We start from the raw sequence: 13739 nt of genomic DNA on the forward strand, positions 1-13739 counted from the left end.
GGACGAGGAGGAAGGAGTCGTGAGTATGACGCTGGACTACGCGTCGCTGCCGGACGTGGCCGCCCGACGCAGTCCGGACCGGGTCGCCCTGCGGTTCGAGGGACGACAGTGGACCTTCGGGGAATTCGAGCGAGCGGTCGGGCGGGTAGCGCAGCGGCTCTTCCGCGCCGGGATCCGGCCGGGTGCGCGCACCGTATTGCTGGTCGAGAATCGCCCGGAGTATCTGTTCGCGCAGTTCGCCCTCGCCCGCCTCGGCGCGGTGTTCGTGATCCCGAATCCGTACTGGACCGATCACGAGATCGGCCGCGTGGTTTCGACCGTGAGTGCGTCCGCCGCGATTTATTCAGCGCGACACCGAGCGAACGTGCGTGGTTTGGCGATCGCGGTGTCGATAGAGGATATCGCCGAAGCGGCGGGCGATGACGCGATCGCGCCGTCGCCCGCCGCTTCGGTGGGCCGTGAGGCGGAATTGTGCATCCCTTTCTCCTCGGGGACGACGGGCTTGCCGAAAGGGGTCGTGCACACCGTCGCGAGTTTGTCCGGCGGTATCGATCAATTGGTGGTCCATATGGGCCTGACCGGTGCCGACCGGCTGCAGATCTCGCTGCCGCTGTGTCACATCTTCGGCACCTCGATGATGGGTGCGGCGCTGGCGGCCGGGGCCGAGGTGACGCTGTTCGAGCGGTTCGATTTCGACCGTTGCCTCGATCAGATCAAACGAGATTCGGTCACCGTCTGGCCGCTGGCCGGGGCCGTGGCACACCGACTGGCCACGCTGCCGGATCTGAGCCGCGCGGACTTCCCCGGTCTTCGCTATTTCATGTGGGGCGGAAGCGCGGTTCCCGCGAACCTGGCACAGACGATCGCCTCCCGCACCGGCGTGGGCTTCTTGTGTTCCTACGGCATGACCGAGGCGTTCGCGGTGGCCTTCAACCCGGTCGAGCTGGCACAGCGATGGCGTCTGGATTCCCCGGGCTACGCATGCGTCGGAAATGAGATCCGCATCGGGAACGAAGGCGAGATCGAGGTGCGCGGGCCATGCGTAGCGGCGGGCTACAGCGAGCAGGTGGCGGATGATCCGTTCCTCGAGGACGGATGGTTTCGCACCGGTGATGCCGGCCATGTCGATGAGGACGGTCGTCTGTGGATCTCGGACCGGCTCAAGGACATGATCAAGGTATCCGGCTTCCAGGTCGCGCCCGCCGAAGTCGAGGCGGAACTGCTGCGGCTTCCCGGGGTGAGCGACGCCGCGGTCGTCGGCTGTCCCGACGAACGTCGCGGCGAGCGGGTAGTGGCCTACATTGTAGGGTCGGAACCCTTGTCGGAGAACGATTTACGAGCATCGCTCAGAGAACGTCTGGTCTCCTACAAGGTGCCGGCGGAGTTCGTGGTCGTCGACGAGGTGCCACGGACGGCGGCCGGGAAACTACAGAGGTCACGGTTGCGGGACCGGCACGACGGCTGATGCGCACTCGCATCGCGCGTGCGGTGTCCCGATCGTCGGTCCACCGCGCCGAGTAAGTGGCAGCGGTGCATTACAGTCGAGAAATGGTGCTCTCGCAGAATTCTTCGCTCTCCGAGGCGGACCGCAGGGGTGCCGGGCGTCCACTCGACGCCACGGTCGAGCAGCGGGTGCTGCACGAAGCACGTGTCGAACTTGTCGCGGCGGGAGTGGACGCTTTCAGTCTCACGGCTACGCTGCGCCGGGCGAAGGTCGGCAACAGCGGGTTCTACCGTCGGTGGTCGAGCGCACGCGAGCTCATCATCGACGCGTTCGCCTCGATCGCGACCTGGCCGGAAGTGCCCGACCTGGGTGACCTGCGTGCCGAGTTGCGCGTCCTGGTCGATGCCTTCGACCGTCCGGGTGCCTGGTCCGGACTCCAGATCCTGTTCACCTTCGCGGGCCAGGCGGCTCGCCATCCCGAGTTGTACGCACACGTGCAGCGCACTGTCATCCTGCCCGGCAATCAGCGAGTGGTCGCGGTGTTCGAACGTGCCCGCGCCCGCGGGGATTTCGCGGCGCAGACCGATCCGAAAGCCCTCGCCGCGGCCTTCATCGGCGCTTTGACCGTCGTCGAACACTGGTCGATGAGCACGAGCGACGGATTCGGCACCGATCTCGAAGCCGTACTCGACACGTTCGGCGCCTTGGTCGCGAAGCGCGAGCCGCTGGCTCGGCCGTGACTGCGTGCGTCAGTCATCCACGCTGGTCGAGCAGGCGGTACCGGCGCACGAATCCGTTTCCGAAGCAGCGGTTTTCGGTGTTCCCGATACCAGGCTAGGCGAGCGGGTGATCGCTGTCGTGCTGGCCGCCGGAGACGCCGGGGTCGACCTGGCGGAGGTACGGGCACTGGTGAAGGACCGGTTGAGCCACTACAAACGGCCCGCCGAGATGATGGTCGTGTGTTCGCTGCCCCGGACCAGCACCGGCAAGGTCCGCAAGCATCAGCTGCGAGAATGGTACGTGAAGGGCACACTCACCGAGAGGTGCGGGACAGGCGGCGAGGCACAGTGATCGCGGGCAGACGGATTCGCCGTGCTCGGCGAATCGAGCGCTCGGTGCGGGTGTGCCATCAGATGTGAAGCTCGGCGAGATAGAAGCGGGATCTGCCCTCCCAGCCGCAAGGCAACCCGCATCCCACCACGATCTCGGTTTCGAGCTGTCCACCGACGAGGTGTCGTTCGATGGCCCAGGCATGGGCGGGATAGCCACACCGCGCGCACGCTTCGAACAGGTCGAGGACCTCACGGACGGACGTGTGCACCACCCGACTTCGAGTCGAAGGCAGTGGCGCGGGAATGCGGACGGTACGGACGACCCGGCTACGAGGCGCTCCTTGCGCTTCGGCGCGTACCGGGTCCGGACGCAGGCGCTCCCCAGTATGTCCCGGGGACCGAGAGACGTGGTGCGGCGCGATGTCCGCGGCGTTGTCGCGACGGTGTTCGGCGGGCCGGTGCATAAGTATGCCGTTCTCGAAGGGGGCCGACCTGGTGAAACCATGCGTCACCCCACGGGCGAAACGGCACCGAGTACAGCAGGCGCCGCATCCGGAAATTGTGACATCCGGGCAATATCTGGATGTTACAGATAGATGATTGATCTGATTATTGATTCGACGAATCTGATTCGCGTGAACTCTCGTCGTGCTCTGTCGGTAGGCGGCGCCGGTTGTATAGCGCCTGTCGAGAACGGTGCATTCGAGTCGGGCGTCGGAGACTCGGCCTTCCTAGGCCCGAGAGGGGCAACGATGTCCGAGTCGCGGAGTGGGAGCACCCACACGCCAACTCGATCGGCGGGAAAGACACTGTTGGTAGCCTTGGTGTTCCCGCTGTTCATGGCACTGGCGTTGCCGGGTGCCTATCTCTACGCCTTCCATGAACCACAACCACACGACATGCCGGTAGAGATCATCGGCGCGGATCACGAATCAGCACAGTTGGCTTCGGGCTTGGCGACGAAGATGGCGCCATCTTTCCGGGTCTCCACCGTGGCCGATACGGACACGGCCCGGCGGCATCTCGTCGATATGCACAGTCGTGGCGCATTCGATCCCGCCACCGGCACTCTCTACGTCGCGAGCGCGGGCAGCCCACTGGCCGAGGCGACGGTGCGGACCGCGTTCGCACCCGTGGCGCGCCAACTCGGAACCGAGCTCGCGGTTCGAGATGTCGTGCCATTGCCGGAATCCGATCGCTTGGGTATCAGCTTGCTGTTCGTCGGCCTAGCGGCGATCCTTGCGGGCTTCGTCACCGCAACGGTGCTGAACGTCGCCGTATCGGGCTTGTCTCTCCGGACGGAGCTGGCGATTCTCGGCCTGGTCGCGCTCGTGGCCGCGGTGATCACCACTTTCATCGCCTATTCGGCGTACGGAGCGCTGAGCGGGCACCTTCTCGAAGTCGCACTGCTGGTGGCCTCGGGCACGATCTGCGCTGGGCTGATGCAGTCCGGGGGCGTAAAACTGATCGGACCCGGGATGACGGTCGTCGGTGTGCTGGTGCTCGTCATCCTCGGAATCCCGGCCTCGGGAATCGCGGTGCCGGTGGAGATGGTCCCGTCCCTGTTCGCGCACCTGCACTCCTGGCTGCCGACCTCGGCGGTGCTGGACGGACTGCGGCGGACGTTGTACTTCGGCGGGGGCGGCATCGACGCGGACCTGCCGATCATCGGATTGTGGATTGCCCTGGGCGCGGGCGCGATCTGGCTGTCCACTCTGCGTTCGACGAACGCCCCCGCGGCGGTCGCCGAGGAGGAAGGTTCACGATGACAAACGATCGCCTCGCCCGGCGCCGAACACTCACCGGCGTCCTGATGCTGCCGCTGTTCTTCTTGATCGCATTGCCGGGACTTTTCCTGGGCATACTGCATTCGCCCACACCGCACGAGGTGATGGTGGCCGTCATCGGTGCGGGCCCGCAGGCGCAGGCCGTGGCGAATCAACTCACGGCGCACGCGCACGGGTTCGAGATCCGCACGATCTCGGACGCGGACTCCGGTCGAACGGCCGTGCGGGACCGCGAAGTTCGCGGGGCCTACGATCCCACGACAGGCGATCTCTACGTGGCGTCGGCGGGCGGTGCGCAGGCCACCCAAGCCGCTCGCGCGCTGTTCGCCGCCGTGGCGCAGGCGAGTGGAGCGACGCTGCATGTGCGGGATGTGGTCGCGTTGCCGGACGCCGATCGTCTCGGAACAAGCACGCTCTACATCGGTGTGGGCGCCATCGTCGGAGGATTCTTGTCCGGCCTGATCGTCGCGATGGTCGCGCCGGGTCTGCGGACTCGCACCCAGTTCTTCGCGGTGGCAGCGATGTCGGTAGTCATCGCGGGAATCGAAACCTGTTATGGATGGGTAGTTTTCGACATATTTCCGGGAAATGCCGGTGCTGGCGCGGCGACATTGGCCGGCATCGCGCTGGTCGCGGGATCGGTGACGTTGGCCGGTGTGCGTCTTATCGGCCCCGCCATGGTGATGGTGTCGCTCCTGGTGCTGGTTCTGGCCGGAGTCACTGCGTCCGGACTGGCGGTGCAGTTGGACATGGCGCCGGCGTTGTACAGCTGGTTGCACGAGGTGCTGCCCACGGCGCGGGGGCTCTCGGCGTTGCGTAGCGTCTGTTACTTCGACAGCGAAGGTACGCGATCAGATCTGGTCGTCATGGCGGTATGGCTCGTGGCGAGCGTGATCGTGTTGACGGCCACCAGGAAAAGAGCGGGTACACCCGGCATCGCGGCGTTCGCCGAAGTCGAGGTCGACGAGGCTGTGGTCGCGGGGGTCGCCTCGGTATCTGTTTGATCGTGGTCGGAGGCCGACGCGCCACGGCCATGTGGCTCGAAACATCCCGTGGCGCGGGCCTCGCCGAGTGATGCCGGGCGCATATCCGAACCGCTCGATGATCGACTCTGTCCGAGATCGAAGGCGGCGTGCAGGTGTGACGCCGCCTTCGGCATGGTTGGGTGCCACTGGGGACATGGCCCGGAATCGACCCTACGTTCGCCCGAGTCGTGGACCGAGACGGCGGGGGACCGGGGTGGAGTAGGCCGTGCATGAGTAGCGCGGACAGCTCGCTGAACGTGTCGCCCGCCGACAGACCTGTGCGATCGAGAAGTATGCCCGACTGAACGCCTTCGATGGCCAGCGTGATGATCTGCGCCGCGAAATTGCCGTCCCGCGTGTGGAATTGGCCGGTGGCGATGCCGTCATCGATGAGCTCTTCGACCCGCTGGGCCGCCCGCGCCGTATTTCGCCCGTAGATTTCGGCTGTCGAGGGAAAAGGACACCATGTCTTCGTAGAAGTCGCGCGAGTTCCGGCGCATCGCGGTGGCCACCCCGTCGAGATAAGCCGACACCTTCGCGCTGGGGCTGTCCAGATCCGCGACAGTGTCTTCGATGATCTCGGCCGACTTGGCGAAGAACTTCTTCGTAGCCGCTATGACGAGCTGTTCCTTGGTCGGAGCGACGCTGTACAGCGTCGCCTTCGAGCAGTGTAGACGCTCGGTCAGTTCGCCCATCGTCACGTGAGTGAAACCTTCGTCGAGAAATATCGCCTCCACGCTGGCCAGCAGATCGCTGCGGCGAGTCTCGTCGACCTTCCTTCTGCGGGGCGTGTTGAGCATTCGACGCGCGGAGTTGGGCCGAGGCATACCGCGAGCCTTCACTGGGGTGATGCATTCCAATTCGAGGCGCCAGGCCGGAGCCGAGGCACGCGTATCGCCCCGCGCAAAAGACACGGGCTGAAGAGTGCACGATCACGAGCCCGGCGACGTAGCGACGCCGACAAGTTATCCGCGTGCGTGAAGTCGGCGGCAGCGCTTGTACTGTTCGCCTCGATACGCCGAACCGCCGAGGCGAAGTGTCGAGCCTGTTTTCCGCCTGGCGACAGGCCGCGACGGAGTGAGTCGCACATGCTCGGCGGTGGGGTTCGAACGTGTACGGCCTCAGATCCGAGGTGGCGACCAGGGGAGCAGGCGAGCGGCGGATGTCACCAGGGCGGAGTAGGTATCGGCGAGTACAGCCGTGCGTCTACACAGCGCGCGGACATGTTCGTCGGTGCCCCCTCGCTGCCGCAGCGCCTGATGAAGTTCTATCGAGGCCAGTGCTATCCGTTCGATTGTGTCGCGGATCTCGCGTCGTTCGATATCCGCCACATGGGGCAGGCCGATCGCCACTATGGCGTCGATGTGATCGAGGAGTACGGCGCGGATCGGGGCGACCGCCGCACACGTGGTGTTCTGCTGCTCCACGATATGCAATTCGGCGAGTTCTAGTGCGCATTTGGCGACGACGCGGGCGAGCGGACCGCCCTCGGTCTCGACCGAATGCCCGCGCACTGCGCGCAACAATTCCATCGGTGTGGGTAGTACCGAGTTGACTTCGGCGATATCGGGTTCGTGGCATCTCATCGCATAGGCCATGTGCAATCGTCCTTCGGTGTAGGCCGAACTCCGCCCTGAGTCCAACCTCGAACCGATATAGTATAATAAATAATCTCTTTCGGCTACAGTCGCGTCGCGTGTTCTGCGTCGCGAGTCGCCGTGAGCGGGTCGCATGAGTTGATTCCCCGCACCGATCTGTAGTGCGGTTCCGGTCATGAACCGCGCCTCCTCGCTCGCGAGATATGCCACGGTCGCGGCGACGTCTTCGGGTTCTTGCGTGCCCTCGGCGAGCGCGGTGGCGGTGACCTGGCCGAAGAGCCACATCTCGTAGTCGTCGACGCCGCTGGCGCGCAGTACCTCGGGATCGGGTGCTTTGCCCATATCGGTTCGGACCCCGTTGGGGTGGATGGTGTCGACGCGGATGTTGTAGCGCGCGACCGGCACAGTGGCTTTGATGGTCTTCCATACGCCGGTGAGATGGGATATCCGGAGCAGAGCCTGCTCTCGTTCGGCGTACGTTTCCTCGCCCAGGTGTGGCCCGGTGACACACTCACCACGACGGTGACGGTCACCGCGATCAGTGGCGATACCGCGGGCTTCGAGGTCGTCACGAGGATTCGGGCGGAATTGCCGTGTCACCGGGTACTGCGACCGCGAAGGTCAGCTGAGCGAATCAAAGTTGGTCGCCGGACACCGCCCCCGGCAGCGATCACGAAACATCGCCACCGGTCCGATGATCGGGATCGGTGGACACGAGCTCGGACGGTCACGCGCGTCTACTCGATCGGGCGTTCGCCGAAGACCTTGCGATCAAGGCGGATTGGAGCATCCATTGGCCATCCGCTGTCGTCAGGTCCCAACCGGTGTGTCTGGTGATCTGCTTGAGGCGGTAGTCGACCGTATTGGTGTGGATGACCAATTCCCGCGCGGTCCGCAGTCGGCTGTGGTTGTTTCGCAGGTGAGCCCGAAGCAGTGTCATCAGTTCCGGATGATCGTCGAGCGGGTCCAGGATCGCGGCAAGGGCGTCGCGCCCGGGACCCGGGTATGACAACTGCCCCTCCCTCGTCATGAGCTCGACTCGGTACAGCCCCGGCCTGTAGTCCAGTTGGATGATCACGTCGAGTAGTTGGTGACTTCGATCTGCGGCCGCGGGCACTTCCTCGGGCGGGGCGCTCGTCGACGCCGCGACGAGCGCCACCTCGCCCACCTCTGCCAGTCGGGAGACGACGCATTCCAGATCGTCGTCGGTCACGGTGTCGTGCGGCAGCAGAATGGTGCCGCCGTCGATGCTCAGCAAAGCTGAGATATTCTCGCCCGCAAGCCGTTCGATCTCTGTCTTGATCCTCGGCAGCGCCCGTTCGGCGCCCGTGGGGCGAGTATGTGTCGCTCCGTCGCGGTTGGCGAACATATGGATCGCCACCACGTGATACCGGGATGCGATCCGGAGCCCGAGCATGCGTTCGGTCGTCGAATCGACGCCTCCTCGGAGCAGGACCGAGGCGACAGTGCTCGAGGAGGGAGCTGCCTCGGTGGCTTTCGCCCGCGCGTCCTCGACGTAGGCCGTGGTGACTATGGTCGTCATGGTCTCGAGCATGTCGACGAGCGACCTCAGGTCACTGGAGAGTTGGTTGATCTTTCCCGAGGGGAGTAGATCGTAGACCTCTCGTACGCAGGTGCTCGCCACCCGCAGGACAGTATCGAGGAGCACCCCGCGGCGAGCAAGAGCCGTGCAGGCTCGCGCCAGTTCGGTTCGAGGTGCGCGCTCGGTTCGGTCGGTGAGGAGTCCGAGGGCGAAATCGGAACAAGCGTGGGCCAGTCTCGTGCCGTCCGGACGTGCCGATGCCGGAGTTCCAGCCTCATCGAAGGACGATGTCACTGCTCGTATCGTGCGATCGCGTAGTTCGCGAATCGCGCCAGGATGTAGGGTGCGCACGGCGGACGCCTCCGCGGCGGCGAATTCGGTCGCGACACCCTGGTCTGCGCTCGCACCCTCGCCTTCGTCGATCACTTTGCGCGAAGCTGTATTTCGCACGCTGTCCCCTCCTGCGCGGTCGGATCGCGCCGTGGTCAGGACCTCTGCCAAGTCCGGTCGGCCACACGGCTCGAGACGCGACGGCCTTCACCTTTAATAAGTTAAATAATAACTCTAATGGACGGGCTTGGGGCCATATTCTCCTCGGGCCCGGTTGTCGGGCCGGAGGAGTGGTGATCGCGGCTCGATGGGTTGGGGTGGCCGCATTCTGTGAAGGTGGAATCGAAATCTGTTCTTACGCAGAAGGTTTCGGTTCGCCTTGGTGTTCACGGCACGGTCCGAGACGTTGTGTGCGACATTCCGGGGTATGGAAACGGTGAGTGCGCGATCGGAGAACGGCGTTATCAGAATAAAGAACTAAATAATTGTCTGTATTGCCTTCGCTTCGCCGGGACGGTGGGCTAGGTTGGGTCGGTGTTCAAGGCACTCAGCACACTTCGAGCGCGTGTAGTCGCGATCGTTCTGGCTCCCAGTCTCGCCCTACTCGTCATCGGCGGTGGCGGAGCAGTGTATTTCGTCGATCAGGGACAAGACCTGAAGAACTGGGCCGGGGAAGCGGCTGAGAACGCCGCGCCCGCCATGGACTTCGCGCGAGCCGTGCAACAGGAGCGTCGGTTCAGCCTTATGCAAGTAGTCGGCGACCACTCTTATTCCCCACGCTTGCAAGAAGTTCGGCCGACAGTGGACGCATCGGTGAAGGTGATGACCGGAGTCGCACGTACCTTCGAGGAGTTGAACCCCGGCTCGGCTGCGGGGGCGGTCGCGGTATTCGAGCGCCTGTCGCAAGGTCTGTCCATTATGCGCGCCAAGGTCGATACCGGCGGGACATCGGTCGATGAGACGTACGCCTTCTACGGTCAGATCCTGGATACGGTGAGTAAGGCGATGTCGACGTTCGCCGACGACGCGCCCCGAACCGAGATCGCTCTGCGGCTGAGGACGGTATACGACCTGTTCCGTATCGCGGAAGCGATGTCGCGAGCCCAGGTTCTGGCATCGGCGGGCGAGTTCGGCGGGGGTTTGTCCGACTCGCAGCTCATCGAGGTCGCTCGGCAGGCCGGCTTCTACCGCACGCACCTGGAAGCTGTGACGCCTCTCCTCGTCGGCGCCGAGCAGTCAAGTTGGAAAGCGCTTTCGGAGTCGACCGAGTGGAGAATCCTGAGCGACGTCGAGAACGCGCTGGTAGCACGGGGCGGTTCGGATCGCTCGATCCCCGAGAGTGGGGCCTCGACTCGCGGTAGCGACAGGGCAGGGCGGGCGAACGCCGCTCCGATGCCGCTTCCAGTGTCCGACGAGGCATGGCAGGACTCGATCACCGCGGTGTCGGAATCTCTGCTCGGTCTCTGGACCGGCCATGCGACGACAACCTCCGCGTACTCACTGGACATCGGAGCGTCCGCGGCACGGAATTCCCTCTACGGTGGAGCGCTGATCCTGTTGATCACGGTCGGCGCGTTCCTGGTGGCCGCGCGCTTGTCGGCACGGATGGTGCGACGTTTGATTCGCCTGCGGGCGGGAACGATCGCGTTGACCGATCAGCAGTTGCCGACGATCATCCAGCGACTCGAAAGCGGCGAACCGGTCGACCTGGACGCGGAGATGACTCGCCTCGACTTCGGTGCAGACGAGATCGGGCAGGTGGCCGAGGCGTTCAATCGCGCGCAGTTGGCGGCGGTGCGGGCTGCCGCCAAGGAGGCGCGGACTCGCGACGGGGCCAACTCGGTGTTCCTCAATATCGCCCATCGCAGTCAGACGATGCTGCATCGGCACTTGAAGATCTTGAATGATGCCGAGTACGAGCAGGAGGACCCCAAGGTGCTGGAAGTGTTGTTCCAGCTGCACCACCTGGCGACCCGTGAGCGACGCAACGCCGAGAATCTGATCATCTTGGGCGGCGAGCAGCCACGACGTCAGTGGCGTAATCCGGTTGAACTCGATGAACTGGTGCGCGGCGCTGTGGCCGAGAGTCAGGACTACCACCGAGTCCGCGTCCTGCGGGTCCCCGCCGTGAAAGTGGTCGGTGGAGTGATCGCGGACTTGATCCACCTGCTCGCCGAACTCGTCGACAACGCGACATCGTTCTCGCCCCCGGATTCCAAGGTCGAGGTGTCGGGTAATGCCGTCGGAAAGGGCGTGGTCATCGAGATCGTCGACCAAGGCCTTGGCATGCTGCCCGAGCGCATGGCCGAGCTCAACGAAACCTTGTCCAAAGCACCTGATTTCGCGATCGCCGCACTGTCCGACGACAATCGCCTCGGCATGTTCGTCATCGCGAGGCTCTCGGCCAGGATCAACGTCACCGTACGACTGGCGAATTCCGAGTACGGTGGCATCAAGGCGGTTGTGCTCATCCCATCGGCCCTGCTGACCGAGTCCGCCGACCCGGGACCTGTGAGCGCTGTGCATGGCATGGCCGCGCTGCGCCCGTCGTCGATGGACGAGCTTTCGGTCCCTTCGATCACCTCCATCCCCGAGGCGCCGGATCGACCGCGGGATATCGAACCGCGGGACAGACACCAGCCCTATGCCGCGCCCGACCGGGAACTGCGCCGCAGGCCGCTCGATCGTGAGAGCGTGCACGGCCACGAATCCACGGGAATTCACCGTCGACCGCCGGATCATCGAAAGCCCGACGACCGTCCGCCGCTGCCGCGTCGCGAGCGACAGAAACACCTCGCTCCACAGCTGGCCTCCGACGAGTCGCCGGAAGTGGGCATACAAGAACATCCGGCGCAGCATCGTACCGCCGACGAGGCACGAAATCTGTTCTCGGCCATCGAGAACGGCACACGTCAAGGCCGTGAGGCGATGATGCGAGACGGCTTCAACGACAACCGACACTGAGTGAGAGATATTGTGACAAGTTCCGACACCCCGAAGAATCTCGACTGGCTGCTCGACGACCTCCTCGGTCGCCTACCCGGCTCGGAGTGCGCGGTCGTCCTGTCCACCGACGGCATGCTGATCAGCAAGTCCAGCAGTCTGATCCGGGAAAAGGCCGAGCACTTCTGCGCGATGTCGTCGGCGATGCAAGGGCTCGCTCGCAGTGCGGGCGGTCACTTCGGCAAAGGTGGTGTGCGACAGACTGTCATCGAACTCGACCGTGGCCTGCTGTTCGTGACCTCGGCGGGCAGCAACGCGTGCTTGGCCCTGCTCGCGGGCTCTGACACGAACATGGGCATGGTGGCCTATGAGATGAATCAGACCGTCAGTCGTGTCGGCGCGTTCCTCTCCGCATCGCCTCGACCGTTGCCGGCCGACGACATAGGGCAAAGAGTTCCGTGACCGACCCTCGCTCTCCGTGGTTCGACGACGACGCAGGTCCGCTGGTACCCGCCTACGCCGTCACTCGCGGCCGCACCAGCAGCTCGCGAAACGAGTTGGATTTGATCACGCTCGTGATCGCGATGTCCACCGGGATAGGTCTGACGAGGCTGGAGCCCGAGTACCGCGAGATCTTGCAGTTGTGCAGCCTGCCGAAGTCGGTCGCGGAGGTTTCCGCGGAGCTGCATCGGCCGCTGGCGGTGACGAAGATTCTGCTCGGTGACCTGATCGACGACGGGTATCTCGCATATCGGTCGCCGCGGCCTTCCGAAGCCGCGGCCAACGACATCAATCTACTTCGGACGGTTCTCGATGGTATTCGCAGGTTATAGCTCCGGGCCGGACAAGGCTATCCCCACCACTGCCGTGAAGATCTTGATAGCCGGGGGATTCGGTGTGGGAAAGACGACTCTCGTTTCCGAGATCAGCGAAGTGGCGCCGTTGCGCACCGAAGAGCTGCTGAGCGAGTTGAGCACGGGCACAGACGATCTGGATGGTGTGGAGTCGAAGACGACGACTACGGTCGCGCTGGATTTCGGCCGCATCACCTTGAGTGACACTCTCCTGCTGTACCTGTTCGGAACGCCGGGACAGGATCGATTCTGGTTCCTGTGGGACGAATTGTCGCGAGGATCCCTCGGGGCGGTGGTGCTGGTCGATACCCGCCGTCTCGGGGCGGCGTTCCCGGCCGTCGACTACTTCGAACGCCGACGAATTCCGTTCGTCCTCGCGGTCAATCGTTTCGACAGCGCCGACGTCTATTCCGTCGAGGAGATCCGCGACGCGCTCGCACTCGACGCCGATGTCCCGATCGGACTATGCGATGCGCGCCGCCGCGAATCGATCAAGGAGATCTTGTTGACCTTGATGGAACACATCCTGGAGAAGGCGTCGCGGGCCCAGGCCGTGTGACTCGCAGATCTCATCGCATCGTCCTCGTTCCCGCCGGACCTGCCTCCCCGGTCGGCATTCCGACGTGAGGCGCTCGCCGAGCAACCGTTGCTTCACCTGAAGTAGGCGCGGCCCCGTCGGCGAACATGGTCCGACCGGTCATGTGATCGGAGAGGTTGCTGGCGAGAAACACTAGTACTCCACCGATGTCGTGGATGCCCACTCGGCTGCGACCACCTTCGACAAACTGCGCACGGTTTCTTCGGCGGCAGCGTAGGTCGCCATCCAAGGTTCGCCACCGGTGCCCGCCGCCGAACCGAAATTGATCACTTTTCCGGCGCTTTCCTTCAGATGAGGGAAGCAAGCCGCCATGAGATTGCAGGTGCCCAGCACACTCGAGCGGTAGGCGTCGTCGAGGTCCTGCTCCGTGGACATCTCGAACGATACGAGCCGCTGCGTCATCGCGGCATCGACGAGGATGTCGATACGACCGAACTTTTCGATAGTGGCGACGACAGCGGCATCCACGTGTCCTCGCTCCGAAACGTCACATCTCAGAGCGATGACATCAGCGCCATCGCTCACCAGTCCGGCGGCTACTTTCTTGACCTTCCGCATTCATATC

General features: G+C 64.2%; 13 protein-coding genes. 9 read left to right on the plus strand and 4 right to left on the minus strand.

What is annotated here, in order from left to right; translation table 11 throughout:
- Positions 1-25 precede the first annotated feature (25 nt).
- From ABZS43_RS28070 to ABZS43_RS28090, 5 genes are all read left to right on the plus strand, one after another.
- Complete coding sequence (locus ABZS43_RS28070; RefSeq protein WP_355039038.1) at positions 26-1465, plus strand: class I adenylate-forming enzyme family protein; 1440 nt, start codon at positions 26-28, stop codon at positions 1463-1465.
- 65 nt (positions 1466-1530) lie between these two features.
- Positions 1531-2184: a TetR-like C-terminal domain-containing protein gene (locus ABZS43_RS28075; RefSeq protein ID WP_355038976.1), complete on the plus strand. Its 654-nt coding sequence runs from the start codon at positions 1531-1533 to the stop codon at positions 2182-2184.
- A gap of 4 nt (positions 2185-2188) precedes the next feature.
- Entirely contained in the window at positions 2189-2515 is a 327-nt protein-coding gene (locus ABZS43_RS28080) for a class I adenylate-forming enzyme family protein (RefSeq protein WP_355038977.1), read from the plus strand.
- A gap of 793 nt (positions 2516-3308) precedes the next feature.
- Positions 3309-4265, plus strand: coding sequence for a hypothetical protein (locus ABZS43_RS28085; protein WP_355038978.1), 957 nt, complete (start codon positions 3309-3311; stop codon positions 4263-4265).
- Positions 4262-5287 (plus strand): hypothetical protein, encoded by a 1026-nt coding sequence (locus tag ABZS43_RS28090; RefSeq protein ID WP_355038979.1) that lies wholly within the window; start codon positions 4262-4264, stop codon positions 5285-5287. Before ABZS43_RS28085 ends, ABZS43_RS28090 begins: the two co-directional genes overlap by 4 nt.
- A gap of 404 nt (positions 5288-5691) precedes the next feature.
- Here the strand turns inward: ABZS43_RS28090 and ABZS43_RS28095 are convergent, their stop codons facing one another.
- The 3 genes from ABZS43_RS28095 to ABZS43_RS28105 all read right to left on the minus strand — a co-directional run bounded on the left by ABZS43_RS28095 (position 5692) and on the right by ABZS43_RS28105 (position 8899).
- Positions 5692-6135: a TetR/AcrR family transcriptional regulator gene (locus ABZS43_RS28095; protein WP_355038980.1), complete on the minus strand. Its 444-nt coding sequence runs from the start codon at positions 6133-6135 to the stop codon at positions 5692-5694.
- A gap of 294 nt (positions 6136-6429) precedes the next feature.
- Positions 6430-7506 (minus strand): SDR family oxidoreductase, encoded by a 1077-nt coding sequence (locus ABZS43_RS28100; protein ID WP_355038981.1) that lies wholly within the window; start codon positions 7504-7506, stop codon positions 6430-6432.
- Between the two features lie 127 nt (positions 7507-7633).
- Positions 7634-8899, minus strand: a complete 1266-nt coding sequence (locus ABZS43_RS28105) for a helix-turn-helix domain-containing protein (RefSeq protein WP_355038982.1) — start codon at positions 8897-8899, stop codon at positions 7634-7636.
- A 579-nt stretch (positions 8900-9478) separates the two neighbouring features.
- On the opposite strand from ABZS43_RS28105, the gene ABZS43_RS28110 reads away from it, so the two are divergent.
- The 4 genes from ABZS43_RS28110 to ABZS43_RS28125 are packed head-to-tail and all read left to right on the plus strand — an operon-like array spanning position 9479 to position 13135.
- Positions 9479-11743: a nitrate- and nitrite sensing domain-containing protein gene (locus tag ABZS43_RS28110; protein ID WP_355039039.1), complete on the plus strand. Its 2265-nt coding sequence runs from the start codon at positions 9479-9481 to the stop codon at positions 11741-11743.
- A 12-nt stretch (positions 11744-11755) separates the two neighbouring features.
- Positions 11756-12184, plus strand: a complete 429-nt coding sequence (locus ABZS43_RS28115; RefSeq protein ID WP_355038983.1) for a roadblock/LC7 domain-containing protein — start codon at positions 11756-11758, stop codon at positions 12182-12184.
- Positions 12181-12555: a DUF742 domain-containing protein gene (locus ABZS43_RS28120; protein WP_355038984.1), complete on the plus strand. Its 375-nt coding sequence runs from the start codon at positions 12181-12183 to the stop codon at positions 12553-12555. Before ABZS43_RS28115 ends, ABZS43_RS28120 begins: the two co-directional genes overlap by 4 nt.
- Positions 12536-13135 carry an ATP/GTP-binding protein gene (locus tag ABZS43_RS28125; protein WP_355038985.1) on the plus strand — a complete coding sequence of 200 codons (600 nt, stop codon included), beginning with the start codon at positions 12536-12538 and terminating at the stop codon, positions 13133-13135. Before ABZS43_RS28120 ends, ABZS43_RS28125 begins: the two co-directional genes overlap by 20 nt.
- Positions 13136-13306: 171 nt before the next feature.
- On the opposite strand, the gene ABZS43_RS28130 is transcribed toward ABZS43_RS28125, so the two are convergent.
- The gene (locus ABZS43_RS28130; RefSeq protein WP_355038986.1) at positions 13307-13732 is read right to left on the minus strand and encodes an SDR family oxidoreductase; all 426 of its coding nucleotides are present in this window, start codon (positions 13730-13732) and stop codon (positions 13307-13309) included.
- Positions 13733-13739 lie beyond the last annotated feature (7 nt).

The organism is Nocardia sp. NPDC005366 (genome assembly GCF_040606855.1).
Taxonomy (GTDB): Bacteria; Actinomycetota; Actinomycetes; order Mycobacteriales; family Mycobacteriaceae; genus Nocardia.

What these genes read in the sequence shown, in the direction of transcription:
- ABZS43_RS28110 (WP_355039039.1), top strand. Translation starts at nt 9,479, where the DNA reads ATGGACTTCGCGCGAGCCGTGCAACAGGAGCGTCGGTTCAGCCTTATG.
- ABZS43_RS28090 (WP_355038979.1), top strand. Translation starts at nt 4,262, where the DNA reads ATGACAAACGATCGCCTCGCCCGGCGCCGAACACTCACCGGCGTCCTG.
- ABZS43_RS28125 (WP_355038985.1), top strand. Translation starts at nt 12,536, where the DNA reads ATGGTATTCGCAGGTTATAGCTCCGGGCCGGACAAGGCTATCCCCACC.
- ABZS43_RS28130 (WP_355038986.1), bottom strand. Translation starts at nt 13,732, where the DNA reads ATGCGGAAGGTCAAGAAAGTAGCCGCCGGACTGGTGAGCGATGGCGCT.
- ABZS43_RS28070 (WP_355039038.1), top strand. Translation starts at nt 26, where the DNA reads ATGACGCTGGACTACGCGTCGCTGCCGGACGTGGCCGCCCGACGCAGT.
- ABZS43_RS28095 (WP_355038980.1), bottom strand. Translation starts at nt 6,135, where the DNA reads ATGCCTCGGCCCAACTCCGCGCGTCGAATGCTCAACACGCCCCGCAGA.